The sequence below is a fragment of the Streptomyces sp. V4I8 genome, from assembly GCF_041261225.1.
In the GTDB taxonomy this organism is placed as follows: Bacteria; Actinomycetota; Actinomycetes; order Streptomycetales; family Streptomycetaceae; genus Streptomyces.
On record NZ_JBGCCN010000001.1, the window covers coordinates 5,789,810 to 5,815,513 of the forward strand.

The 25,704-nt window shown below is 70.2% G+C and carries 24 protein-coding genes; 12 read left to right on the forward strand and 12 right to left on the reverse strand.

Annotation, left to right across the window (positions count from 1 at the left end; all coding sequences use genetic code 11):
* The 3 genes from ABIE67_RS26360 to ABIE67_RS26370 all read left to right on the forward strand — a co-directional run bounded on the left by ABIE67_RS26360 (position 1) and on the right by ABIE67_RS26370 (position 2,438).
* A complete protein-coding gene (locus ABIE67_RS26360; RefSeq protein ID WP_370262083.1) occupies positions 1 to 642 on the forward strand; it encodes a PadR family transcriptional regulator in 642 nt (213 codons plus the stop codon).
* A gap of 72 nt (positions 643 to 714) precedes the next feature.
* Positions 715 to 1,680: an ATP-binding cassette domain-containing protein gene (locus tag ABIE67_RS26365; protein WP_370262087.1), complete on the forward strand. Its 966-nt coding sequence runs from the start codon at positions 715 to 717 to the stop codon at positions 1,678 to 1,680.
* A gap of 2 nt (positions 1,681 to 1,682) precedes the next feature.
* Positions 1,683 to 2,438: an ABC transporter permease gene (locus ABIE67_RS26370; RefSeq protein WP_370268974.1), complete on the forward strand. Its 756-nt coding sequence runs from the start codon at positions 1,683 to 1,685 to the stop codon at positions 2,436 to 2,438.
* Between the two features lie 86 nt (positions 2,439 to 2,524).
* Here ABIE67_RS26370 and ABIE67_RS26375 read toward each other — a convergent pair whose 3' ends face one another.
* From ABIE67_RS26375 to ABIE67_RS26385, 3 genes are all read right to left on the reverse strand, one after another.
* Positions 2,525 to 3,478 (reverse strand): IS481 family transposase, encoded by a 954-nt coding sequence (locus tag ABIE67_RS26375; RefSeq protein WP_370262091.1) that lies wholly within the window; start codon positions 3,476 to 3,478, stop codon positions 2,525 to 2,527.
* Positions 3,479 to 3,623: 145 nt separating this feature from the next.
* Entirely contained in the window at positions 3,624 to 5,036 is a 1,413-nt protein-coding gene (locus ABIE67_RS26380; RefSeq protein WP_370262094.1) for a glutamate decarboxylase, read from the reverse strand.
* Between the two features lie 40 nt (positions 5,037 to 5,076).
* Positions 5,077 to 6,357: an ion channel protein gene (locus ABIE67_RS26385; protein ID WP_370262096.1), complete on the reverse strand. Its 1,281-nt coding sequence runs from the start codon at positions 6,355 to 6,357 to the stop codon at positions 5,077 to 5,079.
* 110 nt (positions 6,358 to 6,467) lie between these two features.
* Here ABIE67_RS26385 and ABIE67_RS26390 point away from each other — a divergent pair, with 110 nt between their 5' ends.
* Positions 6,468 to 7,229 carry a MerR family transcriptional regulator gene (locus ABIE67_RS26390; protein ID WP_370262098.1) on the forward strand — a complete coding sequence of 254 codons (762 nt, stop codon included), beginning with the start codon at positions 6,468 to 6,470 and terminating at the stop codon, positions 7,227 to 7,229.
* A 27-nt stretch (positions 7,230 to 7,256) separates the two neighbouring features.
* On the opposite strand, the gene ABIE67_RS26395 is transcribed toward ABIE67_RS26390, so the two are convergent.
* Entirely contained in the window at positions 7,257 to 7,622 is a 366-nt protein-coding gene (locus tag ABIE67_RS26395; RefSeq protein ID WP_030052798.1) for a YbjQ family protein, read from the reverse strand.
* 136 nt (positions 7,623 to 7,758) lie between these two features.
* Between ABIE67_RS26395 and ABIE67_RS26400 the strand changes: the two genes are divergently transcribed.
* A complete protein-coding gene (locus ABIE67_RS26400; protein ID WP_370262103.1) occupies positions 7,759 to 8,667 on the forward strand; it encodes a DedA family protein in 909 nt (302 codons plus the stop codon).
* 141 nt (positions 8,668 to 8,808) lie between these two features.
* Here ABIE67_RS26400 and ABIE67_RS26405 read toward each other — a convergent pair whose 3' ends face one another.
* The gene (locus ABIE67_RS26405) at positions 8,809 to 10,440 is read right to left on the reverse strand and encodes a threonine/serine exporter ThrE family protein (protein WP_370262108.1); all 1,632 of its coding nucleotides are present in this window, start codon (positions 10,438 to 10,440) and stop codon (positions 8,809 to 8,811) included.
* 128 nt (positions 10,441 to 10,568) lie between these two features.
* The gene (locus ABIE67_RS26410; RefSeq protein WP_217207198.1) at positions 10,569 to 11,060 is read right to left on the reverse strand and encodes an inorganic diphosphatase; all 492 of its coding nucleotides are present in this window, start codon (positions 11,058 to 11,060) and stop codon (positions 10,569 to 10,571) included.
* Positions 11,061 to 11,139: 79 nt separating this feature from the next.
* Between ABIE67_RS26410 and dacB the strand changes: the two genes are divergently transcribed.
* From dacB to folE, 6 genes are all read left to right on the forward strand, one after another.
* Positions 11,140 to 12,765, forward strand: a complete 1,626-nt coding sequence (gene dacB / locus ABIE67_RS26415; protein ID WP_370262114.1) for a D-alanyl-D-alanine carboxypeptidase/D-alanyl-D-alanine-endopeptidase — start codon at positions 11,140 to 11,142, stop codon at positions 12,763 to 12,765.
* A gap of 117 nt (positions 12,766 to 12,882) precedes the next feature.
* Positions 12,883 to 14,007, forward strand: coding sequence for a zinc-dependent metalloprotease (locus tag ABIE67_RS26420; protein WP_370262116.1), 1,125 nt, complete (start codon positions 12,883 to 12,885; stop codon positions 14,005 to 14,007).
* A gap of 211 nt (positions 14,008 to 14,218) precedes the next feature.
* Entirely contained in the window at positions 14,219 to 15,406 is a 1,188-nt protein-coding gene (tilS, locus tag ABIE67_RS26425) for a tRNA lysidine(34) synthetase TilS (RefSeq protein ID WP_370262118.1), read from the forward strand.
* Between the two features lie 74 nt (positions 15,407 to 15,480).
* Entirely contained in the window at positions 15,481 to 16,041 is a 561-nt protein-coding gene (hpt, locus tag ABIE67_RS26430) for a hypoxanthine phosphoribosyltransferase (RefSeq protein WP_030052790.1), read from the forward strand.
* A gap of 207 nt (positions 16,042 to 16,248) precedes the next feature.
* Positions 16,249 to 18,288 carry an ATP-dependent zinc metalloprotease FtsH gene (gene ftsH, locus ABIE67_RS26435; protein WP_370262120.1) on the forward strand — a complete coding sequence of 680 codons (2,040 nt, stop codon included), beginning with the start codon at positions 16,249 to 16,251 and terminating at the stop codon, positions 18,286 to 18,288.
* A gap of 149 nt (positions 18,289 to 18,437) precedes the next feature.
* A complete protein-coding gene (gene folE / locus ABIE67_RS26440) occupies positions 18,438 to 19,043 on the forward strand; it encodes a GTP cyclohydrolase I FolE (RefSeq protein WP_370262122.1) in 606 nt (201 codons plus the stop codon).
* A gap of 49 nt (positions 19,044 to 19,092) precedes the next feature.
* Here folE and ABIE67_RS26445 read toward each other — a convergent pair whose 3' ends face one another.
* From ABIE67_RS26445 to ABIE67_RS26470, 6 genes are all read right to left on the reverse strand, one after another.
* Positions 19,093 to 19,581, reverse strand: a complete 489-nt coding sequence (locus tag ABIE67_RS26445; protein ID WP_370262124.1) for a DUF3180 domain-containing protein — start codon at positions 19,579 to 19,581, stop codon at positions 19,093 to 19,095.
* Positions 19,582 to 19,638: 57 nt separating this feature from the next.
* Positions 19,639 to 20,250, reverse strand: a complete 612-nt coding sequence (gene folK, locus ABIE67_RS26450; protein ID WP_370262126.1) for a 2-amino-4-hydroxy-6-hydroxymethyldihydropteridine diphosphokinase — start codon at positions 20,248 to 20,250, stop codon at positions 19,639 to 19,641.
* Complete coding sequence (folB, locus tag ABIE67_RS26455) at positions 20,247 to 20,606, reverse strand: dihydroneopterin aldolase (RefSeq protein ID WP_370262128.1); 360 nt, start codon at positions 20,604 to 20,606, stop codon at positions 20,247 to 20,249. The genes folK and folB overlap by 4 nt, the downstream gene beginning before the upstream one ends.
* 307 nt (positions 20,607 to 20,913) lie before the next feature.
* On the reverse strand, positions 20,914 to 21,417 hold the full coding sequence (locus ABIE67_RS26460) for a nuclear transport factor 2 family protein (protein ID WP_370262130.1): 504 nt from the start codon (positions 21,415 to 21,417) through the stop codon (positions 20,914 to 20,916).
* Entirely contained in the window at positions 21,414 to 22,319 is a 906-nt protein-coding gene (gene folP, locus ABIE67_RS26465) for a dihydropteroate synthase (RefSeq protein WP_370262132.1), read from the reverse strand. Before folP ends, ABIE67_RS26460 begins: the two co-directional genes overlap by 4 nt.
* 112 nt (positions 22,320 to 22,431) lie before the next feature.
* Positions 22,432 to 24,264, reverse strand: coding sequence for a phosphatidylglycerol lysyltransferase domain-containing protein (locus ABIE67_RS26470; RefSeq protein WP_370262137.1), 1,833 nt, complete (start codon positions 24,262 to 24,264; stop codon positions 22,432 to 22,434).
* A gap of 246 nt (positions 24,265 to 24,510) precedes the next feature.
* Here ABIE67_RS26470 and ABIE67_RS26475 point away from each other — a divergent pair, with 246 nt between their 5' ends.
* Positions 24,511 to 25,629 carry an alpha/beta hydrolase gene (locus tag ABIE67_RS26475; protein ID WP_370262139.1) on the forward strand — a complete coding sequence of 373 codons (1,119 nt, stop codon included), beginning with the start codon at positions 24,511 to 24,513 and terminating at the stop codon, positions 25,627 to 25,629.
* The last annotated feature ends 75 nt before the right edge of the window (positions 25,630 to 25,704 follow it).

Here is a 25,704-nt window from a genome sequence, read left to right on the forward strand (position 1 = left end):
ATGTCAGCGATCCGTCTCCTCGTGCTCGGCGCGGTCCGTATGCACGGCCGCGCCCACGGCTACCAGGTGCGCAACGACCTGGAGTACTGGGGCGCGCACGAGTGGTCCAACGCCAAGCCCGGCTCGATCTACCACGCGCTCAAGCAGATGGCGAAGCAGGGCCTGCTGCACGCCCACGAGATCGCGCCGTCCACGGCCGGGGGGCCGCCGCGCACGGAGTACGAACTCACGGACGCGGGCACCGAGCAGTACTTCACGCTGCTGCGTGACGCGCTGGTCACGTACGACCAGCGGGGAGACGTGAAGACGGCGGCCCTCGGCTTCATGGTCGATCTGCCGAGGGCCGAGGCCGTGACACTGCTGAAGGAGCGGACCCGGCGGATCGAGGAGTGGCGGGCCTCCGTCGTGGCCCACTACGTGCCCGAGGAGGGGCCCGAGCAGCTCGGCCACATCGGCGAGATCATGAACATGTGGGTCCATACGGCGGACTCCGAGCGGGGCTGGACCAGCGAGCTGATCGAGCGGCTCGAACGGGGCGCCTACACGTTCGTCGACGAGGGAGATCCGTTCGTCGGCGTGCTGGCCCAGGGCGAGGAGAACCCGTACGCGACGGGGGAGTCCCATCCCGGGGACGCCCTCTAATCAAGTTTGACTAACTCCCAGTGCTGGTCTACTTTGAGCGGGTAGTCAAGTTTGACTAGCGAGGGGGTCTCAGTGGCCGACGCGGCGATCACCGTCGAAAAGGCATGCAAGAGGTACGGCGGCAAAGCGGGCAGACACGCACTGGACGGGCTCGACCTCACGGTCGCGCGCGGCACCGTGCACGGGGTGCTCGGCCCGAACGGCGCGGGCAAGACGACCCTGGTCCGGATCCTGTCCACCCTGCTGCGGCCGGACAGCGGCCATGTCGAGGTGGCCGGACACGACGTGGTGCGCCAGGCGTACGACGTACGGCTGCGCATCGGACTCCTCGGCCAGCACGCCGCCCTGGACGAGGAGTTGGGCGGCCATCAGAACCTGGAGATGTTCGGCCGTCTCCACCACCTCGGCACCCGCCCCGCGCGCGTGCGCGCCGACGAGCTGCTGGAGCGCTTCGGCCTCGCCGACACCGGCCGCAAACCCGTGAAGCAGTACAGCGGCGGCATGCGCCGGCGACTGGATCTGGCGGCGTCCCTCATCACCGACCCGGAGGTGCTCTTCCTGGACGAACCCACCACCGGCCTCGACCCGCGCGGCCGCACCGAGGTCTGGTCCGCGGTCCGCTCCCTGGTCGGCGGCGGCACGACGGTCCTGCTCACCACCCAGTACCTCGAAGAGGCCGACCAGCTCGCCGACCGCATCTCGGTCGTCGACGCCGGCCGCGTCATCGCCGACGGCACCGCCGACCAGCTCAAGGCACTGACCGGCGGCGACCGCATCGACGTGGTGCTGCGCCACGCGGGACAGCTGGGCGCGGCCGTCGCCCTGCTGCCCGTACCGAAGGACGACGTCTCCGTCGACCCCGACCGCCGCCTGCTCAGCGCCCCGGTCACCGACCGGATGGCGGCGCTCTCCGGCGTCGTACGAGCCCTTGAGGAGGGCGGAATCGAGGCGGAGGACGTCGCACTGCGCCGGCCGACGCTCGACGAGGTGTTCCTGCACCTCACGGGTGGCCAGCAGCGAGTGAAGGAGCCCGCATGAGCATGAGCGCCCACGCCCTGACCGACTCCTGGACCATGACCCGCCGTGAACTCGCCCACTGGGCCCGACAGCCCGTGCAGGTCGTGGTCAACCTGGTCTTCCCCGTGATGCTGCTGCTGATGTTCGGGTACCTCATCGGCGGCGGCCGGGGCGTCCAGGGCTCCTACATCGACTATGTCCTCCCCGGCATGCTCGCGCTCACCATGGCCTTCGGCCTGGAGGGCACGATGATCGCGGTCACCCAGGACCTCAACAAGGGCGTCGTCGACCGTTTCCGGTCCATGCCGATGGCCAACGGGGCGGTCCTGGTGGGCCGTTCGGCGGCCGACATGCTCCAGTCGGTGCTCGCCCTGTCCGTCCTCATGGGCGTCGGGTACGCGCTGGGCTGGCGCGCGGACGGCGGCCCAGGGGCCTTCCTGGGCGCCGTAGGACTGCTCCTGCTCTTCCGCTTCGCCATGCTGTGGATCGGCATCCACCTGGCGCTGGTGGCCGGGAAGCCGGAGATGGTGCAGGCGGTGCAGATCCTGGTCTGGCCGATCGGCTTCCTGTCCAACGCCCTCGCCCTTCCCGAGACCATGCCCGGCTGGCTGGGCACGGTCGTCGAGTGGAATCCGATGTCCCAGACGGCGACCGCCGCACGGGACCTGTTCGGCGGCACGGCCGCGGAGACCGCCGGGGCGGCGATCGTCTGGCCACTGGTGCTGCTCGCCGTGTTCTTCCCGCTGGCGGTACGGCGGTTCTCACGCCTGAGCCGCTAGGGCCCCTCGTTTGGATCAGGCCGGCTGTGACGTACGGCGCCTTTCAGCAGACCCCGCTCGGGTCGGCATGATCCAAACGACAGCCCCTAGGTGTGCTGTCCGGAGAGGTTGGTGACGCGGCTGGCTGGTGTTTGGCCGCTGATGCCGGTGTGGGGTCGGTGGTAGTTGTACCAGTCCAGCCAGTCGGGAAACGCTGCCTGGCGTTCGGCGTCTGAGGTGTAGGGCCGGTGGTAGGTCCATTCGTCGAGCAGGGTGCGGTGGAAGCGTTCGACCTTGCCGTTGGTCTGTGGCCGCCAGGGACGCGTCCAGCGGGGGCTGATGCCCAGGTCGTGGCAGGTCTGGCGCCAGGTGTTCTTGGTGTAGGCCCAGGCATTGTCGGTCAGGACCCGCTCGACGGTGACGCCGCGTGCCGCGAACCAGGCGACCGCTCGCTGGAGGAAACCGGCGCAGGTGGCGGCCTTCTCGTCGGGCAGGTCTTCGGTGTAGGCCAGGCGGGAGTGGTCGTCCAGGGCGGTGTGGAGGTAGGCGTATCCGGTGCCGGTCTTGTTGCGGCGGCCGTCGGCGCGGCCGAGGACCTTGTGGCCGCCGCCGTCGGGGATGCGGCCGAGCTTCTTGACGTCGATGTGGACCAGTTCGCCGAGCCGGCTGCGTTCGTAGCGGCGGACGGGTTCGCCGGTGGCCCGGTCGGTGGCGGCCAGGACGGGCAGGCCGTGCCGGACGAGGATGCGGTGGGCGGTGGAGGCGGCGATGCCGCATCGGGCGGCCAGCCGGACGGGGCCGATGTGGTGCTCGCGCCTGAGCCGGACGACCTGTCGTTCCACCGCGGCCGGCGCCTTGCATGGGCTGTGATGAGGGCGGCTGGAGCGGTCGTGCAGGCCCGCTGCTCCGTGCCGGCGGTAGCGGCCTGCCCAGCGGGCGGCGGTGGTGTGGCTGACCTGGAAGCATTCCGCGGCCCGTCGCAGCGGCCAGCCGTCCTCGACGACACACCGGGCCAGACGCAGCCTGCCGGTCGGCGTCAGCGGGGCGTTACGGTGGGACAACGAGGGCCTCCTGGCAGTCGGTTGTAGATCTCGCAATCCACACCGAACCCAGAGGCCCTCGCCCCGTTCAAGGACCAGCCAAGGCGTGTCGCCTGTCACCAACGTCCCCGGACAGCACACCTAGGCCGCGTCCGCGAAGTCCGGCCTAGTGGTGGAAGCCGGTGGCCGCCCCCTTGTCCTGGGTGAAGGGGCGCGGCTGCCGACGCAGCTCCGGCAGCACTCGGCTCAGGTCCTCCACGAACAGCTCGCCGAGATCGGCGGAGAAGCCGTTGCGGCAGACGACCCGCAGGACGGACAGGTCCTCGCGGTTCGCCGGGAAGGTGTACGCCGGGACCAGCCAGCCGTTCTCACGCAGCCGCCGGGAGACGTCGAAGACGTCGTAGGCCGTCACCTCCGGCAAGGTCGTGAAGGCGAACACCGGGAGCTCGTCGCCCCGGGTCAGCAGCCGGAAGTCGCCGAGGGCCGCCACGCGTTCGGAGATGCCCAGGGCGACCTCCCGGGTGGTCTGCTGCACGGCCCGGTAGCCCTCGCGGCCGAGGCGCAGGAAGGTGTAGTACTGCGCGACCACCTGGGCGCCCGGCCGGGAGAAGTTGAGCGCGAAGGTCGGCATGTCGCCGCCCAGGTAGTTGACGCGGAAGACGAGTTCCTCGGGCAGGGACGCCCGGTCGCGCCACAGCGCCCAGCCGACACCCGGGTAGACGAGCCCGTACTTGTGACCCGAGGTGTTGATGGAGACCACCCTCGGCAGCCGGAAGTCCCAGACCAGGTCCTCGTCGAGGAAGGGCGCGACCATGGCGCCCGACGCGCCGTCGACGTGCACCGGGACGTCGAGGCCGGTGCGCTCCTGCAGTTCGTCGAGGGCGGCGCACAGCTCGGCGATCGGCTCGTAGGAGCCGTCGAAGGTGGAGCCGAGGACGCCGACGACCCCGATGGTGTTCTCGTCGCACAGTGCGGCCGCCGCCTGCGGATCGAGATGGAAGCGGTCGCCCTCCATGGGGACCTGCCGGGCCTCCACCTCCCAGAAGTTGCAGAACTTGTCCCAGCAGACCTGGACGTTGACGCCCATGACCAGATTGGGGCGGACGTCGTGTGCGGGATAGCGGTCGGCGTTGCGCTGCGCCCACCGCCGCTTGAGCGCCATCCCGGCGAGCATGCACGCCTCGCTCGACCCGGTCGTCGAACACCCCACCGCCGCCGACGGGTCGGGGGCGTTCCACAGATCGGCGAGCATCGCCACACAGCGCCGCTCCAACTCGGCGGTGCGCGGGTACTCGTCCTTGTCGATCATGTTCTTGTCCCGGCACTCGCCCATCAGGATCCCGGCCTGCGGCTCCATCCAGGTGGTGACGAAGGTGGCCAGGTTGAGCCGGGAGTTGCCGTCCAGCATCAGCTCGTCGTGCACGAGCTGGTACGCCGTCGAGGGAGACAGGGGAGTGTCCGGCAGCCGGTGCTTGGGCGGGGCCTCCGTCATGCCGCCGACCGGGTTCGCCTCCCCGTAGAAGGGATTGACGGACAGCGGGCGCTCGTCGGGTTCCTCGGGGCCTTTGTGCAGCGGCATGGGCTTTCTCCTGAGTTTCCTGAAAGGGGGGCGGTGGGGGTCAGCGCACGGGGGTTCCGTCGTCGCGCAGCTGCATCTGGGGGCGTCCGGTCACCAGCAGCCAGGCCGGCAGCGAGGCCATGCACAGCAGGGCGATGACCGACGGCGAGGACACCAGCACGGCGGCCGTGAACAGGCTCACCCAGCCCTGCCGGGTGATGGCGAGGAGCACGCCCAGCACGCCCGCCGCGACACCGACCGCGGGATGGACGGCGGGCACGAGGGCATGGGCGCACAGCCCGAGGGCGGCGCCCACGAACACGGCCGGGAAGATCCGCCCGCCGCGGAAGCCGCAGGACGCGGCGACCAGCAGCGCGGCCAGCTTCACCACCGTCATCGTCGCGAACTCCCCGGCCGACCAGCCGTCGGGATCGGCCGCGATCTCCCCGACCTCGTCCAGCCCCTTGAAGAGCGTGAGATGGCCGCCCAGCGCGCCGAGCAGGCCCAGCACCAGCCCGCCGACCGGAAGCGCCACCATGGGATGCCTCAGCCGGGCGAACGCGCCGTGGACGTACGGGAAGGCACGGACGGCACACATGCCGAGCAGCGCGGCGACGGACGCGACCACCAGCGCCGCCAGCAGATCGCCCCAGCCGGGCTGCCCGAAAGCGGGCAGATGCAGATCGAAACTCGGATGGGCCACCAGAGTGGTCGTCAGCGAGCCCGCGGCGGCGGCGACGAGCGGCGCGAAGACGTTGTCCCACAACGCCCCCTTCAGCTGCCGTCCGGCCAGGGCCTCGGAGAGGATCAGCGCCGCCGCCACCGGAGTACCGAACAGGGCGCCGATCGTCGCCGCCTCCGCCAGCGCCGCCCACAGGCTGCCCGGCGCCCGGGGAACCAGCCGCCGGCCCAGCCAGAAGGTGAGAGCCACGTTCACGGCGATGATCGGGTTCTCGGGCCCGAGACTCGGCCCGCCCGCGAGCATCAGCGCGGTCGCCAGCAGCAGCCCCGGCAGCACGGCGAGCGGCAGCACGGGAGCGTCAAGGCCGGTGGTGGCCGGGTCGGGACCGGCATGCCCCGGCACCTTCCACACCACCAGGCCGACGGCCACGCCGGTGGCGGTGAGCATGACGATCATCCACAGCACGGAATACCGGCCCACCCCCAGCGCGTCGGGCAGGTTCCGCCAGAGCACGTCCTGGAGCTCCTCGGCCGCCGACTCCACCCCGAGAAGGAGCAGACTCGCCGCCACCCCCACCACGAGAGCGGGGAGGATCAACGGCAGCAGTGCCCGGGCCGGGGTCGCCGGGGCGGGTAGCGGCTGCACGGTGTCCTGGGCCACGGGCCCACGATAAACGGGCAAAACGGTCGTTACATCCGGAGAGGAAACGGGCTTGCACCTCACGCCACGTGAGGACTCACCGTGGAGTGCGTACGACGAAGGGAGCGGAAGTGAGCTACTCCGTGGGACAGGTCGCCGGCTTCGCCGCAGTGACGGTGCGCACCCTGCACCACTACGACGACATCGGCCTGCTCGTACCCGGCGAGCGCAGCCACGCGGGCCACCGGCGCTACAGCGAGGCCGACCTCGACCGGCTGCAGCAGATCCTGTTCTACCGCGAGCTCGGCTTCCCGCTCGAAGAGGTCGCCGCCCTGCTCGACGACCCGGCAGCGGACCCGCGCGCACACCTGCGCCGGCAGCACGAGCTGTTGACCGCCCGGATCGAGAAGCTGCAGAAGATGGCGGCGGCCGTGGAGCAGGCCATGGAGGCACGCAAGATGGGCATCAATCTGACGCCGGAGGAGCGGTTCGAGGTGTTCGGGGACAAGGACCCCGAGCAGTACGCCGAGGAGGCGGAGCAGCGCTGGGGCGGCACCGAGGCGTACGCCGAGTCACAGCGCCGCGCCGCCACCTACACCAAGGAGGACTGGAAGCGCATTCAGGCCGAGGTCGACGACTGGGGCCGGCGGTACGCGGCCCTCGTGGTGGCCGGCGATCCGCCGTCCGGCGAGGCGGCCATGGACCTCGCCGAGGAACACCGGCAGCACATCAGCAGGTACTACTTCGAGGTCCCCTACGAGATGCACCGGTGCTTCGGCGAGATGTACGTCTCCGACGAGCGCTTCAAGGCGTTCTACGACTCCATGCACCCGGGTCTCGCCGAGCACTTGAAGGACGCGATCCTCGCGAACGCCGACCGCCGCACCGCATGAGGGTCCTGGCCCGGGAGCCCGTACGGCTCACTCCCGGGCCAGGACCACCGCCGTCCCGTAGGCGCACACCTCGGTGCCGACGTCGGCCGCCTCGGTCACGTCGAAGCGGAAGGCCAGCACACCGTTCGCGCCACGCGCACGTGCCTGCTCGACGAGCCGCTCCATGGCCTGGTTACGGGTCTCCACAAGGGTCTTGGTCAACCCCTTGAGCTCACCGCCGACCAGTGACTTCAGGCCGGCGCCGATCTGGCTGCCCACGTGCCGGGAGCGCACGGTCAGTCCGAACACCTCGCCGATGACTTCTGTGACGCGGTGGCCGGGGACGTCGTTCGTGGTGACCACCAGAACGTCGGGTCGGGGTCCCTGTCCGCCGCCGAACTCTTCGATGCCCATGAATCACAGCTTTGACCCAGCACAGGCACAGTGCATCCTGAGGGGGTCCATGGAACCTGGGCGGCCGGTGCAGCGTTGATAAATTTGAGCAGCCAGCTTCAGCCCGCCGCCCCCTCCCCGCAGGAGCCACAATCCCGTGACCACGCTTGCGCTCGGCCCCGAGTGGCTCAGCCCGGACTATCTGATCGAGACCTTCAGCCTCCCTGGCATCCTGCTGATCGTCTTCGCCGAGTCCGGCCTCTTCGCGTTCCTGCCCGGGGACTCCCTGCTGTTCACGGCGGGTCTGTTCGTGGCCGAGGGGAACTACATCACCCAGCCGCTGTGGCTGGTGTGCACCCTGATCGTGCTGGCCGCCGTCATCGGCGACCAGGTCGGCTACATGATCGGCAAGTTCTTCGGCCCGAAGCTCTTCAACCGTCCCAACTCCAAGCTCTTCAAACAGGAGAACCTGGAGAAGGCCCACGAGTTCATGGAGAAGTACGGCCCCAAGGCGATCGTCCTCGCCCGCTTCGTGCCGATCGTGCGCACCTTCGCCCCCATCGTGGCGGGCGCCGGCCGCATGAGGTACGCCACGTTCCTCACGTACAACGTCATCGGCGGCATCGCCTGGGGCACCGGCGTCACCCTTGCGGGCTACTGGCTCGGCCAGATCAAGTTCATCAAGACGAACGTCGAAGCGATCCTCATCCTGATCGTGTTCGTCTCCGTGGTCCCGATCATCATCGAGTTCCTGCGCGAGCGTGCCAAGAAGAAGCGCGCGGCGGCCCAGTCTCCGGCCCAGGCCCCCGCCCAGCAGCAGCACATGATGATGGACGACGCGACGACCCAGCTCCGCCGCATCCCGTCCGACGACCAGCCCCAGCAGCAGTACGGCAACCAGGGCGGGCCGCAGCAGTACGGCTACGACCAGCAGGACGGCTACGACCAGCAGTACTACGACCAACAGCAGCCGCAGCAGCAGCCGTACGCCCAGCAGTACCCCCAGGGCTACGGCAACCAGCAGCAGTACGGCAACCAGCAGTACCCCCCGAACCAGGGCTACTGAGACGCCCCTGAGGGGCGCGGGGCTGTATCGATTGCGGCTCCGCCGCGTGGGCGCGATCAACCACAACGAACCCGCAGCCGCCGTGAGTGAGAAGGCACCGAGTCAGTAGGCACCCGGCGTTATAGGACATCGCACCCGGCGTCAGAATCCCCGCGTCCGCTTGGCGGCCCGCCGCTTCTCCGGCGACCCGATCCGCAAGAACATCCGCGAGATCTCCGCCCCGAGGTTCACCCCGATGGCAATGGCCATGGCCAACGACGCGGCCGTGGCCAACGACACCAGCCCCTTGTTCACATCGTTCTGAGCGATCGCCAACAGCCCGAAATACGTGGCGGAACCCGGCAACAGGGGCCCGATCGCCGCAGTCGTGTACGGCAACGCCGACGCGAACCGGTACCGCGCCATCAACTGCCCGAACAGCCCCACCAACCCGGCCGCGACGGCCGTAGAGGCAACCGGCGAGAACTCACCGGCGTAGTGCATCGCGCCGTACACCACCCACGCGACACCCCCGTTGAGGGTCACCGCGAGCACAGTCGTCCGTTCCTGCTGCAGCAGCACCGCGAAGGTCAGCGACAGCAGCATCGACGCGGCGATCTGCCAGTACGGCCGCTCGGAGGCGTGCAGCGCCTCGTCCGGGGTGAGCTTGGCGCCCAGGTTCACGCCGAAGTACAGGATCACCAGCACGCCGACGACGATGCCGACGAAGAAGTACATGACCTCCAGCAGCCGCGCCGACGCGGTGATGTAGAACCCGGTCAGCCCGTCCTGGACGCCCGCCACCAGCGCCCGCCCGGGCAGCAGCGCGAACAGCCCACCGGTGATGACCGCGGACGCCTTCACGTCGACGTGCGCCAGCGTCAGCGCGACCCCTATCGCGGCGGGCGGCATCGCGGCCACCGTGAACTGGTAGAACTCCGGCAGCCCGCGCCCCGCGCACAGCCACGCCAGCCGGTCGCCGAGCATCGCGCCCAGCGCCGCCGCGACGAACACGATCAGGTCACCGCCGACCAGCACGGAGGCCGCTCCCGCGAGCAGCCCGCTCGCCGAGGTCAGCACCCAGGTCGGGTACGGGTGCCGGTTGCGGCGCATCTCCGCGAGCCGCCCGTAGGCCTCCTCCAGGGAGATGTGGCTCTCCGGGTCGCTGAGGTCGTCGACGAGCTGGTACACGGCGGCCAGGCGCGTGTAGTCGGTGCCGCGCCGCCGCACCGTACGCGACGCCGACACCGGATCGTCCACCAGCGACGGCTGGTACGAGATCGACAGCAGGGTGAAGGTGACGTTCGGCTCGCAGCGGTCCAGACCGTAGGACCGGCAGACCGCGAACATGGCCGCCTCGACGTCCTCCGCGCCCTCGCCGCCCGCCAGCAGCAGTTCGCCGATACGCAGGGTCAGGTCGAGCACGCGCGGGACGGCCGGGCCCTCCTCCTCCGCCCTCGGCATCCGCTCCGGCGCGGGCCGCTCGGCGACCGGCATGCGCAGCATCGTCCGCATCCGGTCCTGCCAGGGCAGGTCCTTGGTCAGGCTGATCCGCGGTATGCCGCCGGCGGGTGTGAACGCGGGCGCGGCGTCCTCGACGCTGTAGCCGCGCGGCGTGCTGAACGCCGATCCCTCGGGTTCCTGGACCGGCGGCTGCGGCACGTCCAGCCCCTGGGGGAGGGCGAACTCGGACGTCGTCTCCGACTCGCTGTCCCCCACCTCGACGCCGGCGGGCGGCGTGAACGCCATCCTCGCCTCGTCCGACTGCGGCTTGCGGTCATCCGCGTCCGTCACGTGCGTAGCACTCCTCGTACGACACCTCCTGCCGCACTCAGTATGCGCACAAACACGCGAACGGGCTGCACGCGCATGCGTGCAGCCCGTTCACATGGCTGAGAGCCGACCGTGGCTCAGCCGGTGGCTCAGTGGCCGCCCTGCTCCTTGAAGCGCTTGTACGACCGCTCGATCTCGATCTCGGCGTCCTGGCGGCCCACCCAGTTGGCGCCCTCGACGGACTTGCCGGGCTCCAGGTCCTTGTACACCTCGAAGAAGTGCTGGATCTCCAGGCGGTCGAACTCCGAGACGTGGTGGATGTCACGCAGGTGCTCCACCCGCGGGTCCGTCGCCGGGACGCACAGCAGCTTGTCGTCGCCGCCGGCCTCGTCCGTCATCCGGAACATGCCGATCGCGCGGCACTTGATGAGGCAGCCCGGGAAGGTCGGCTCATCCAGGATGACCAGCGCGTCCAGCGGGTCGCCGTCCTCGCCGAGGGTGTTCTCGACGAAGCCGTAGTCGGTCGGGTAGGCGGTCGAGGTGAAGAGTCGACGGTCCAGGCGGATCCGACCGGTCTCGTGGTCCACCTCGTACTTGTTCCGCGAACCCTTCGGGATCTCGATCGTGACGTCGAACTCCACCGGTGGCTCCTCCATGATCAGCACATAGTTCTGGTGGTTAAGTGTCCCTCACGCAGGTGTGTGATCGCGAAAGGGGCTGGTGGTCGTGCCAGAGCTGAGGCCGTGGCGAGCCGCGAAACCGCATGTGACGCGGGTCGCGGGCGCCGTACGACCCCGACTGGCACGGGCCGCGGACGCTGTACGGCCACGTCTCGCACGCGCCGCGACGGCCGCGAAACCGCAGGTCGTACGGCTCGCGCGAGCCGTCTCCCCACAGGCCGCGCGGACACCCAGGTCGAAGACCTGGCAGTACACCGCGGGCGCCGCCACCGCCGGACTGGCGCTGGCCGCCGGAGTGGTGACCGCCGCCGGCCCCTGGGACTCCACCGGTCAGCGTACGGCCGAGCGGGTGCGGGCGGTCGCCCAGGAGCGCACGGGTGGCGCAGATCACGGCCGTAATGCCGATACGTCCGATACGGCCGCCGAGGCGCCCCGTCCCGCCCCCAGCGCGGCCTCCGTGCTCCCGGGCCTGGGCGGCGGCGTCGGCACCGTGCAGGCCGCTCCGAACGCCAAGGCCGTCGCCGGCCTCCTGGGCCCGCTCCTGGACGCCCCGGAGCTCGGCGCCAGCAGGACGGCGGCGATCGTCGACGTGGCCACCGGCAAGCGCCTCTACGGCGAGGGCGCCTCCCAGCCCCTCACCCCCGCCTCGACGACGAAGATCGCCACCGCTGTGGCCGTCCTCGCCGCGCTGGGCCCCGACCACCGCCTCACCACCCGCACGGCCCTGGAAGCCGACACCGGGGAACTCGTCCTGGTCGGCGGCGGCGACCCCACCCTGACGGCCCGCAAGGACGCCGACGGCTGGGCGAGCCTGCGCGAGCTGGCCGACCGGACGGCCCAGGCACTGAAGAAGCGGGACGTACGCGAGGTCACCCTCTCGTATGACAAAACGCTCTACGCCGGACCCGAACTGCACCCCATCGGCAAGAACCCCAACCTCGCCCCGATCAGTGCCCTCACGGTCGACGAGGCCCGCACGGACGACTCCACCAGCGGCCCGGTGAAGCGGGTGGACGACCCGGCGAAGGACGCGGCGACGCAGTTCGCGGCCCTTCTCGCGGACCGCGGCATCAAGACCACCGCGCCAGGCCCGTCCAAGGCGACGAACCGGGCCGAGTCGCTCGCCGAGGTCACCTCACCGCCGCTGTCCTCCGTGGTCGAGCGCATGCTCACCAACAGCGACAACGACATCGCCGAGCACCTCGCCCGCCAGATCGCCGTGGCCGGCGGCACCCGGGCCGACTTCGACGGCGCGGGCGAGGCGATCGGGGCTCAGCTGAAGAAGCTCGGTCTGCCGGTGACGGGCGCCGACTTCAAGGACGGCAGCGGCCTCGACCGCGACGACAAACTCACGGCGGACCTGCTCACGGCCCTCCTGGCCAAGGCGGCCGACCCGGCCCACCCCGAACTCCGCCCGGTCCTGACCGGCCTCCCCGTCGCCGGCTTCACCGGCACCCTGACCAGCCGTTACACCGATGGCGCGACCGGCGTCGTCCGCGCGAAGACGGGCACCCTGAACGGCGTGAACTCCCTGGCCGGCACGCTCGTGGACCAGGACGGCCGCCTGCTCGCCTTCGCCTTCCTGTCGACCGGCGAGGACACGGAGGCGGCCCGCGCGGCACTGGACCGGACGGCAACGGCGCTGGCGTCCTGCGGCTGCGGCTAGCCACCCCTCGCCGCGCCCGGTACGCCACCCATAACGCCGAGCACCCTCCAAACCCACCGTCGCCCCACCAACCCCCACGCCCTGCCCCAAGTGGGAACGCTCACGTACGGTTGACACATGACGAGCATCGGTGGTGCCGAGATGGTCGACTGGAATCTCGCGGTGGCGACCGCGACCCGGCTCGTACGGCCGGGCCCCGAGGTGAGCCGCGACGAGGCCAGGGCCGTCGTCGCCGAGCTGCGCCGACATGCCAAGGCCTCGGAGGAACACGTCCGGGGCTTCACCCGTATGGGCACGGAGGACACCCACGACACCCCCGTCCTCGTCGTCGACCGCCCCGGCTGGGTGCGGGCGAACGTCGCGGGGTTCCGCCAGATCCTCAAGCCACTGCTCGAGAAGATGCAGGAGCGCCGCAGCACCAGCACCGGCGGCGCAGTCCTCGGCGCCGTCGGCGGCAAGGTCACCGGCGTCGAACTCGGCATGCTGCTGTCCTTCCTGGCCTCCCGTGTCCTCGGCCAGTACGAGACCTTCGCCCCGGCCACCCGCGAACTCCCGGCGGGGGAGAACGGCGGCGGCCGACTCCTGCTCGTCGCCCCGAACATCGTGCACGTGGAGCGCGAACTCGACGTACAACCACACGACTTCCGCCTGTGGGTGTGCCTGCACGAGGAGACGCACCGCACGCAGTTCAGCGCCGTGCCCTGGCTGCGGGACCACCTGGAGGGCGAAATCCAGTCGTTCTTGGGGGAGACGGACGTCGACCCCATGACCGTCCTCGAACGCGTCCGCGAGGCCGCGCAGTCCCTCGCCGGCGGCCGGCCCGAGGCCGAGGAGGACGACGGCGGACGCTCCTTCGTCGAACTGGTGCAGACCCCGGCCCAGCGGGAGATCCTCGGCCGCCTCACCGCCGTGATGTCCCTCCTGGAGGGCCACGCCGACTTCGTGATGGACGGAGTGGGCCCCCAGGTCGTGCCGACCGTCGCCGAGATCCGCGAGAAATTCCAGCAGCGACGCGCCAAGGGTGCCTCCCGACTGGACATGGCCCTGCGCAAGTTGCTCGGACTCGACGCCAAACTCAGGCAGTACCGCGACGGCGAACGCTTCGTACGAGCCGTCCACGACCAGGTCGGCATGGACGGTTTCAACCGCGTGTGGACGTCCCCCAACACCCTCCCGACCAAGGCGGAGATCGCCAAACCCGCGGACTGGATCGCGCGGGTGCACCGCAAGGCGGAGTCGTGAATCACGCGCCGAGGCGTGCATCTCATACGAACGTCGTGAACCGAATCCGGCCGACGGCAGGCGAACGCCCCTCCAATCACCCGTCCGAGGGACCGTGAGCCATGGGTAGGCGTGCAATGCTCGGGGAACGGCCCGGTTCTGTCACCATCTACACACTCTGAGTGACCGAACTCGGGCTCACCCCCCGACAATTTCATGAAGGGAACCGGACATGGGTCCCCATCCTGCGGTCGCGGCGATACGCCTGGCGGTCCGCCGCGTCCTCCACGACATCCTCACCGAACACAGCCCCGCCGACGCTCCCGCGCCCGGCCGCTCACGCGCGACCTCGTACGCGATGTCGCATGCGGTGCCGCCCATGGCGCTGCCCGTGACCTCGACCGGCGCCACCCCCGCCGCGTACGACACGGCGCCCGAACCGTCGTACGAGCCCCCCGGCCAGGCCTCGCAGGAACCCCCGCGCACCACCTCGCACGAGCGACCCCCCTCTCCGCTCGTGCTTGTGGCATGCTCCGGTGGCGCCGACTCCATGGCCCTCGCCTCCGCCCTCGCCTTCGAGGCCCCCAAACTCGGCATCCGCGCCGGTGGCATCACCGTCGACCACGGTCTGCAGCCCGGTTCCGACCTGCGCGCCGAGGAAGTCGTCCTGCGCATGCGGGAACTCGGCCTCGAACCGGTCGAGTCCATCGCCGTGACCGTCGGCCGCGCGGGCGGACCCGAGGCGGCCGCCCGCGACGCCCGTTACGCCGCCCTCGACGACGCGGCCGCCCGGCACGGCGCCGTCGCCGTCCTGCTCGGCCACACCCGGGACGACCAGGCCGAAACCGTCCTGCTCGGCCTCGCCCGCGGCTCCGGCATCCGCTCCCTGTCCGGAATGGCCGCGGTCTCGGGGGCCGGCGGCCGTTACCGCCGCCCCTTCCTCGGGCTCGACCGGCAGACCGCCCGCAAGGCCTGCATGGTCCAGTCGCTCCCCGTCTGGGACGACCCCCACAACGCCGACCCCGCGTACACGCGCTCGCGGCTGCGCCAGGAGGGCCTGCCCGCCCTGGAGAAGGCACTCGGCAAGGGCGTCGTCGAGGCCCTCGCCCGTACGGCCCAGCTCTCCCGCGACGATGCCGACGCCCTCGACGCCTGGGCCCGCCAGGCCGAGGCCGCCGTGCGCGACGCGGCCGGTCTTCTGGAGTGCGCCAAGCTGTACGCGCTGCCGCCCGCCGTACGCCGCCGGATCCTGCGCCGCGCGGCCATCGAGGCCGGTGCGCCCGCCGGTGCGCTCTTCGCCCGGCACATCGAGGAAGTCGACCGCCTCATCACCGGCTGGCGCGGTCAGGGAGCCATCAATCTCCCCGGCAAAGTCGTCGCCCAGCGTCAGGGTGGCAGACTGGTGATTCGGCAAGGCTGAAACCGGACCTCCCACCGGCCCCCCGAGCGGGGTCGCGGGAGCGGCCGGTCCGGCCGGTGGGACGACCGAAAGTGATGCGGGTGGACGCGAAAGACATGGGTGCCGACCTTCAGCAGGTGCTCATCACCAAGGAAGAGATCGACGCGAAGCTGGCTGAGCTGGCCGCGAAGATCGACGCGGAGTACGCGGGCAAGGACCTGCTCATCGTCGGTGTCCTCAAGGGCGCGGTGATGGTGATGGCGGACCTCGCCCGGGCGCTGTCGACCCCCGTCACCATGGACTGGATGGCCGTGTCGTCGTACGGCGCGGGCACGCAGTCCTCCGGTGTGGTGCGGATCCTCAAGGACCTCGACACCGACATCAAGGGCAGGCACGTCCTGATCGTCGAGGACATCATCGACTCGGGCCTGACCCTGTCGTGGCTGATCTCCAACCTCGGCTCGCGCGAGCCCGCCTCCCTCAAGGTGTGCACCCTGCTGCGCAAGCCCGAGGCCGCGAAGGTCGCCATCGACGTGGAGTGGGTCGGCTTCGACATCCCCAACGAGTTCGTCGTCGGCTACGGCCTCGACTACGCCGAGAAGTACCGCAACCTCCCGTTCGTCGGTACGCTCGCGCCCCACGTCTACGGGGGCTGAGTCCGCCGGTCCGGGGAACCGGACCCGAAGGGCCCAAGCGCCGTACGAAGATCGGGAACCCCGGCGGGCCTCGCGCCGTTGGAGCATGCAGACGGGCTTGCCAGCCGTCCCGTGCGGCTACGGTCGTCGAAGCTGGGGTACCGTCAGAAGAACTGTCTTATCAAACTCACTATGGCAGGAGGGACGGGGCGACACCGCTCCGTATGGATGGACGTGAAGCGATACTTCCGTGGGCCGGTCATGTGGATCGTGCTGGCCGTCCTTGCCGTGGTCGTGTTGATGCAGGTCGTCGGCTCGTCCGGCGGCTACAAGACGGTTGACACCGGCCAGGTCGTTCAGGCGATCAATGAGAACAAGGTCGAGTCGGTCAAGCTGACCACTGGCGACGAACAGATCGTCAAGGCGCAGCTCAAGGACGGCCAAAAGGTCGAGGGCGCCACCAAGATCCAGGCGAGCTACATCGGCGACCAAGGCGTGGACATCGCCAACACGCTGCAGAACAAGTACCAGCAGAAGCAGATCCCCGACGGCTACACGGTCTCGCCGTCCAAGCAGAACCCGTTCGTCGGCATCCTGCTCTCCCTGCTGCCCTTCGTCCTCATCGTGGTCGTCTTCCTGTTCCTGATGAATCAGATGCAGGGCGGCGGCTCCCGAGTCATGAACTTCGGGAAGTCCAAGGCGAAGCTCATCACCAAGGACACCCCGAAGACGACGTTCTCGGACGTCGCAGGCTCGGACGAGGCCGTCGAGGAACTCCACGAGATCAAGGAGTTCCTCCAGGAACCGGCGAAGTTCCAGGCCGTCGGCGCCAAGATCCCCAAGGGCGTACTGCTCTACGGGCCTCCTGGCACCGGTAAGACGCTCCTCGCGCGCGCTGTCGCCGGCGAGGCGGGCGTCCCCTTCTACTCGATCTCCGGTTCCGACTTCGTCGAGATGTTCGTCGGTGTCGGTGCCTCCCGAGTCCGTGACCTGTTCGAGCAGGCCAAGGCGAACGCCCCGGCGATCGTCTTCGTCGACGAGATCGACGCGGTCGGCCGCCACCGCGGCGCCGGCCTCGGCGGCGGTCACGACGAGCGCGAGCAGACCCTGAACCAGCTGCTCGTCGAGATGGACGGCTTCGACGTCAAGGGCGGCGTGATCCTCATCGCCGCGACGAACCGGCCCGACATCCTCGACCCGGCCCTCCTGCGCCCCGGCCGCTTCGACCGCCAGATCGCGGTCGACCGCCCGGACATGCAGGGCCGTCTGGAGATCCTCAAGGTCCACCAGAAGGGCAAGCCGGTCGCCCCGGACGTCGACCTGTCGGCGGTCGCCCGCCGCACGCCGGGCTTCACCGGCGCGGACCTGAGCAACGTCCTCAACGAGGCCGCGCTGCTCACGGCCCGCTCGGACAGGAAGCTCATCGACAACCAGATGCTGGACGAGGCCATCGACCGCGTCGTGGCGGGCCCGCAGAAGCGGACCCGGATCATGTCGGACAAGGAAAAGAAGATCACCGCGTACCACGAGGGCGGACACGCCCTGGTCGCGGCGGCCTCCCCGAACTCCGACCCGGTCCACAAGATCACGATCCTGTCGAGAGGCCGAGCCCTCGGCTACACGATGGTCCTGCCGGACGAGGACAAGTACTCCACGACCCGCAACGAGATGCTGGACCAGCTGGCCTACATGCTGGGCGGCCGCGCGGCCGAGGAGCTCGTCTTCCACGACCCGACCACGGGCGCGGCGAACGACATCGAGAAGGCCACGGCCACGGCCCGCGCGATGGTCACCCAGTACGGCATGACCGAGCGTCTGGGCGCGATCAAGTTCGGCGGCGACAACACCGAGCCGTTCCTCGGACGTGAGATGGCTCACCAGCGCGACTACTCGGAAGAGGTCGCCGCGCTGGTGGACGAAGAGGTCAAGAAGCTCATCGAGAACGCGCACAACGAAGCCTGGGAAATCCTGGTCGAGAACCGCGACGTCCTCGACAACCTGGTGCTTCAGCTGCTGGAGAGGGAGACGCTGGGCAAGGAGGAGATCGCCGAGATCTTCGCCCCCATCGTCAAGCGCCCGCCGCGTCCCGCCTGGACCGGCTCCTCCCGCCGCACGCCGTCCACCCGTCCGCCGGTGCTCTCCCCGAAGGAGCTCGCACTGACGAACGGCGCCAACGGCGCGACGCCGGCGATCAGCACCGCCAAGTCGACGCTCACCGAGCCCGCCCCGGCGGCCGAGCCGGCCCCCGAGGACCGTCCGGAGAGCTGACACCCAGGCCCTGGTGGCTCCCACCAGGCCCGGAATGGATGCCGCGCCCCCCAGGTTTTAGCCTGGGGGGCGCGGCATTTTCGGATGTCCGCAGTTCAGACGCGCACGTGGCCCACACGCGCGCGACCCGCAGAGGAACGAGGCACCACATGACCGACCCCGTGACGCTGGACGGCGAGGGCCGCATCGGCGAGTTCGACGAGAAGCGTGCCGAGAACGCCGTACGCGAACTGCTGATCGCGGTCGGCGAGGACCCTGATCGGGAGGGATTGAGGGAGACTCCGGCGCGGGTGGCGCGGGCTTACCGGGAGCTGCTGGCGGGGCTGTGGCAGGAGCCTGAGGAAGTTCTGACGACGACGTTCGATATCGGGCATGACGAGATGGTCTTGGTCAAGGACATCGAAATCGTGAGCCAATGTGAACATCATCTTCTACCATTCCATGGCGTAGCTCACATTGGTTATATTCCGGCTGAAAGTGGCAAAATTACGGGCCTCTCGAAGCTCGCCCGACTGGTCGACGTGTTTGCCCGTCGTCTGCAGGTGCAGGAACGACTCACCACCCAGATCGCGGACTCTCTCATGAAGATCCTTGAGGCCCGGGGGGTGATCGTCGTCATCGAGGCTGAGCACATGTGCATGTCGATGCGCGGGATCCGCAAGCCGGGCGCGAAGACCACGACATCCGCGGTGCGTGGACAGCTTCGGGATGCTACGACCCGGGCCGAGGCGATGAGCCTGATACTGGCGCGCTGACCCGATTGTCGGTGGCGCCCGATACCGTCGGCGCGCGCCCTGGTGACTCTCACGTCGTCGGCGCGGTCCCCGCCCCGTTCTGCTCGTCATCCTCCGGCAGCTTGCACACGCGCTCCAGGAAGATCGCTGCCGCTATCACGCCGATGCCCGCCAGGACGGAGAAGCCGGCGTAGATGGCCTGGTCGCGGCGGGCGGGGATGTCGAGGGACTCGAGGAGGAAGACGCCCGTGCCGCCGTACATGCCGGCGACGAGGGCGGCGACCAGGGCGCTGGCGTGGCCGAAGACGACCGCGCGGGCGGCCATCAGGGGGTCGACGCCCTTGGCCTCGGGGCGGCGTTCGCGCTGGGCCTTGAGGCGGGCGCGGATCGACAGTGCCGTGGCCAGCAGGACCACGGCGATGACCGCCAGGACGATGGGGGCGGCCAGGGGGACACTGGGCAGGGTCCCGACGGAGTTCCACAGGCGGGCGCCCGCCCAGGACAGGACGCCGGCGACGACGAACAAGCCTGCCAGCATCCTGATGCGCAGCTCTCTCACGGTGTTCCTTCAGCTCCCCCGGGTCCCCGCGGATGGTGGTCGTCTTGACCTTAACGACTATTCGGGCAGCTGGAGTTCCAGGTCCTTGCGTGGTGCGACGCCCTCCCGGGTGACGGTGCCGAGAAGGTCGGCGACCGCTCCGCGGCCGGGCAGCTGGGCCTCGGGCTCCAGGTCGTGCCAGGGGGCGAGGACGAAGGCCCGTTCGTGGGCGCGCGGGTGGGGGAGCGTGAGGGTCGGGTCGTCGGAGACGAGGTCGGCGTACGCGACGATGTCGACGTCGAGGGTGCGCGCGCCCCAACGCTCGTCCCGGACGCGGTGGAAGGCCTCCTCGACCGCGTGCGCCCGCTCCAGCAGGGAGGACGGGGGGAGGGTGGTCTTGAGGACCACGATCGCGTTGAAGTAGGAGGGCTGGCTGCCCGGCTCCACGCCCCACGGCTCCGTCTCGTACACCGGGGAGACGCCTTTGACCCGCACGCCCGGGGTGTCCTCCAGGGCGTCGATGGCGCCCTGCAGGGTCTCCAGGCGGTTGCCGAGGTTGGAGCCGAGGGAGATGACGGCCCGTTTCGGGTTGCTGAGGGTGGTGTCGGCGGCGTCGACCTTCTCGACGACGGAGGCGGGTACCGGCTGTACGGTCGGGTCGCTGTGACCCTCTGTGAAGGACGCGGTCATACTCGGCTCCGGGTGATGGTGACGGTCACGTCGTCGAAGGGGACCGTGATCGGCGCGTTCGGCTTGTGGACGCGGACCTCGACCTCCTGGACCCCTTGGTGCTTCAGACAGGCCTGGGCGATGCGCTCGGCGAGCGTCTCGATGAGGTTGACCGGCTCGCCCTCGACGACGGCCACGACCTCCTCCGCCACGATGCCGTAGTGCACGGTCTTCGCCAGGTCGTCGTCGGCGGCGGCCGGTCGGGTGTCCAGGCCCAGGACGAGGTCCACGACGAAGGTCTGGCCCTCCTTGCGCTCCTCGGGGAACACACCGTGGTACCCGCGGGCCTTCAGGCCGCGCAGCGCGACACGATCCACGCGAATCACTCCTGCAATCGTCGGTGAGGGCCGGTCGATGCCGTGTGCGGGCGGCACACCGGCCTCGACCGAATCTACCTGCGGGCACTGACAGGGCCGGGCCACGGGGGCGTGGTCCGGGCCGGGGCCAGGAGGATTCATCGCGTGTTTCCCCTGGGGAACCCGGCGGCTCATGGGTTGGTAGCCGCGCCTACCCGGGGAGGCGTGATTCCAACCACTCCTTGGTCCCGGCGGGGTCCCGCAGGCCCTCTTGCGGGTGGCTCCCGCGCGTCGTCCCTGGCGTCGTCCCGGTGAGTCGCCTACCCACTCAGGCGGGGGTGTCGTCCCCTTCGGCCTCGTCGTTTTCGGCCAGAACCGGCGAGGCGTGGTGCGACCAGAGCTTCCAGCCGTCGGGTGTGCGCCGGAACACGTTCGTGGCGATCACGAGCTGGCCCACGAGCGGGCCGAGCTCGTCGGCGCCGTCCGGGGAGGGGCCGCCGCTGAGGATGTTCTCGGTGCAGTTCACCAGGGCGGTGTCGCCGGTGACGGAGACATGCACGTCGGTGAGGAAGAACTGGATGTAGTCGGTGTTCGCCATGATCAGCGCGTACGACCGCAGGACCTCGCCGCGTCCGGTGAGCACCGGCCAGCCGGGGTGCACGCAGGAGATCACGCCGGCGTCGGCCGGGTCGTGGTACGTCTCGTCGATGCCCAGGTCGGACGGGGTGAGCCAGAGCGAGGACAGCTCCTCGAAGTCGCCGCGCTCCATCGCCTCGTAGAAGGCGGTGTTGGCGGCCTCCACGTGCTCGACGTCGGTGTGGGGGGCGCTCACCGGGCGCCTTCCGCGGCATCCGCGCCGGGCGTGTTCTGGGGAGCGCGCGCCTCCTCGATGGCGCGTGCGACGCGCACCGCGTCCGCCGTGGCGCGCACCTCGTGGACGCGCACCGCCCACGCGCCGGCGTGCGCGGCGAGCGCCGAGACGGCGGCGGTGGCGGCGTCGCGCTCGCGGGCGGGCGGCGGTGCGGCCTGCGGGCCGGCGAGGACACGGCCGAGGAACCGCTTGCGGGAGGCGGCGACGAGAAGGGGGTGGCCGAGGGCGAGAAGGCGGTCGAGGTGGGCGAGGAGGACGAGGTCGTGCTCGGCGTCCTTGGAGAAGCCCAGGCCGGGGTCGACGACGATGCGGTCGGGGGCGATGCCGCCGGCCAGTACGGCGTCCACGCGCGCGTGCAGTTCGTCGACGACTTCGGCGACCACGTCGTCGTAGGCGCCCTTGACGTTCCCGCCTTCGAGGAAGCCGCGCCAGTGCATGACGACGAAGGGGGCCCCGGCGTCCGCGACGACCGGGATCATCGCGGGGTCGGCGAGGCCGCCGCTGACGTCGTTGACGAGGGCGGCGCCGGCGGCGAGGGCCTGCTCGGCGACGGAGGCGCGCATGGTGTCGACGGAGATCGTGACGCCCTCGGCGGCGAGGCCGCGGACGACGGGGACGACACGGCGGAGTTCCTCGTCCTCGTCGACCCGGGTGGCGCCGGGGCGGGTGGACTCGCCGCCGACGTCGACGAGGTCGGCGCCCTCCTCGACCAGGGCGAGCCCGTGCTTGACGGCGGACGTCGTGTCGAACCAGCGGCCGCCGTCGGAGAAGGAGTCGGGAGTGACGTTCACGACTCCCATGACCGCGCAGCGGTCCCACTGCGGAAGGCCGGTGACGCGCCCGCGTCCGCTCTGCTTGCTCATATGTTCAGCGTAGGCCCATGGGGGTGGCGCGACGTGCGGTGGCCCGAGCGGGAGCCTCCGGGACGGGGGCGGAGGGTAGGGCTCCCGCTCGGGCCGGTCCAGGGCCGCCGCGTCACGCCGCGCGGACGTCCCGCTCCGCCACCGCGTGGGGGCACGGGCGCGGGGCGGTCGTACGGCGGCGCAGGAAGCGCGGCAGGGGCAGGGCGAGGTTGACGAAGCCCTCGGCCTGCATGGCGGCGAAGCCGAGCCGGGGCAGGTCGGCGGAGGCGCGGTAGACGACGAAGCGGGGCTCCCAGCGGGGCCGGAACTTGGCGTTGAACTTGTACAGGGACTCGATCTGGAACCAGCGGGAGAGGAAGACCAGCAGTCCGCGCCAGGCGCGCAGGACCGGGCCGGCGCCGATCTTCTCGCCGCGGGCCAGGGCCGAGCGGAACATGGCGAAGTTGAGGGACACGCGCGCGATGCCGAACTTCGGGGCGGCCTGGAGGGCGGCCACGATGAGCAGTTCGTTCATGCCGGGGTCGGCGGAGCGGTCGCGGCGCATCAGGTCCAGGGAGGCCCCGTCGGTGCCCCAAGGCACGAAGTGGAGGATCGCCTTGAGGTCGCCGTACGGCCCCGGCTCCTCGTCCGGCTTGTGGGCGGTGGCGATGAGACAGTCGCCGTCTCCGGAGTCGCCGATGCGGCCCAGCGCCATGGAGAAGCCGCGCTCGGTGTCGGTGCCGCGCCAGTCGTCGGCGGCGCGGCGAATGCGCTCCAGCTCGGTCTCGCCGAGGTCACGGACGCGCCGTACCCGGGTCTCGTAACCGGCGCGCTCGATGCGCTTGACCATCTGACGCACGTTGCGCATCGCGCGGCCGGTGAGGGAGAAATCCGGGACGTCCACCACCGCCTCGTCGCCCAGTTCGAGGGCGTCGAGGCCGGTCTCGCGGGTCCACACCTCGGCGCCGGTCTCGGAGCAGCCCATGACGGCGGGGGTCCAGGAGTGGGCGCGGGCCTCGTCCATGAAGCGCTCGATGGCGCCGGGCCAGGCCTCGACGTCGCCGATCGGGTCGCCGCTGGCGAGCATCACGCCGGAGACAACGCGGTAGGTCACCGCCGCCTTGCCGCTGGGGGAGAAGACGACGGCCTTGTCGCGGCGGAGCGCGAAGTGGCCGAGCGAGTCGCGGGCGCCGTGCTTCTCCAGCAGGGCGCGCAGGCGCACCTCGTCGTCCTCGGTGAGGCGGGCGGCGGGGTGTTCGGGGCGGAAGGCCAGGTAGATCGTGGTGACCGCCGTGATCCACCCGAGGGCGCCGAGGGAGAAGGCGACCGTCCAGGAGGTGTTGCCCTGGTAGTCGACCGGGCCCTCGAAGCCGAACAGGCCGTACAGGACGTGGGTGATGCGGTCGGCCAGGCTCGGGTCGCCGACCAGGGTGTTCGGGTGGGCGCTGACGATGATCAGGCCGAGGGCGAGGGAACCGGCGCCCATGAGGACGAAGTTGGCCAGCGCCCGCCACCTGCTGCGCGGGTCGGGCAGGGCCGCGAACTGGTCGCGGTGGCGCAGCAGGGGGGCCAGCAGCGCCAGCGAGATGAGGACGCCCACCACGGAGTGGCGGTACGTGAACTGCGCCACCGCGCCGGCCGGCAGCAGGACGACGGCGGCCCGCCAGGCCCGCCGCTTGCCGCGCTTGAGGCCGTGGGCGAGCAGGAGCAGCAGCACACCGGCGCTCAGCGACAGCGCGGCCGCGAAGGGGCCCGTCGAGCCCGGCAGCACCTCGGCGATGGCATGCATACGGCTGTGCCGGAAGCGCGGGAAGACGCCCGCCGCGATGTCCAGCAGGCCGACCAGGGCGCAGGCCCTGCCGACGAGAACGGGAACGGCCTCCGGGCGCGGGCCTCGGAGCAGATGCCGAACTCGGCCCGGCAGCTGCCGTGCCTGACTTGATCGTTGGGGAACCCCACCCGACATTTCCACATCTGTCCTGACAGACATCGCATCCCATTAGTTCTGCGAGAGACCTTGGATCCGGTGCCGATTCGGGCATCCGGCGACATTGCGCCCTCTAGGACGGTGTCTCGAGGGGAGAGGTTCACTCAGCTCCTCAAAACCGTTTCAAAGGCCAAGGAAAGTCCGGGGCAAGCCCTTGCGAAGGAGCGGGGGAGGCAGCGCGGGGGAAGCGCGGACCGGGCGGAAAGCGCGGACAGGTAACCATCGATGGGTCTCACGAGCGACAAGACGCTGACGCTGGCGGTGCTGGCGGCCGTAGGGCTGTTCGTCGGCACGGTGTGGCTGTGGCCACGGCTGGCGCGGCGCGGCTGGCGGGCCGTCGGCGGGCGCGTCGGCCTGCTGCTCTCCACGCAGTTGACGCTCTTCCTGGCGGTCGGTCTCGCCGCCAACCAGGCCTTCGGGTTCTACGCGAGCTGGGCCGACCTGTTCGGGCAGGAGAAGGACCAGGGTGTGGTCGTGGACCACACGCCCGGTGGCGGTCCGCTGAAGGTCGTCGACACGCGGCGGGTGCCGGGGGCGGCGAGCGCCGTGCCGCAGCTGGGCGGGCAGATCCAGAAGGTCGGCATCGTGGGCCGTACGACGCATATCGCCACGCCCGCGTACGCCTATCTGCCGCCCGAGTATTTTCAGCCGGAGTACCGCACGCGCACGTTCCCGGCAGCGGTCGTTCTGACCGGGTATCCCGGTACGGCCCAGGCGCTCGTGGACAAACTCGACTATCCGCGTACGGCCGCGAAACTCGCGAGGGACGGTCGCATGCGGCCGATGATCCTGGTGATGATGCGGCCCACTGTGGCGCCGCCGCGGGACACGGAGTGCGTGGACATTCCCGGCGGCCCGCAGACCGAGACGTTCTTCGCCGAAGATCTGCCCGATGCCGTGAGCGGCCACTACAGAGTGGGCCGTGAACGCGGCAGTTGGGGCATCATCGGGGACTCCACGGGCGGCTACTGCGCGCTGAAGCTCGCCATGCACCATCCGCGGGTGTACGCCGCCGGGGCCGGGCTTTCCGCGTACTACAACGCGCCGATCGACCCCACGACGGGCGACCTCTTCCAGGGGGACGAGGAACTGCGCAATCGCGCCAACCTGTGGTGGTACCTCAAGCACATGCCGGCTCCGGACACTTCACTTCTCGTCAGCAGCAGCAAAGTTGGAGAATCCAACTACAAGGCGACCTTGAAGTTCATAGAGCGCGTGAAGGCCACGAAGCTGACACGGATCTCGTCGATCATCCTTGAAAGCGGCGGGCACAACTTCAACACCTGGCGGCGGGAGATTCCGGGGACGCTGGAGTGGATGAGCGAGCGGTTGGGCAGCAGGTGACCCGGGCCGCACCGGCTTTGTGATCTTGCTTCTTGCCTATTCCGGTGCGGATCCGATTCCTGATGCCGCGTGAAC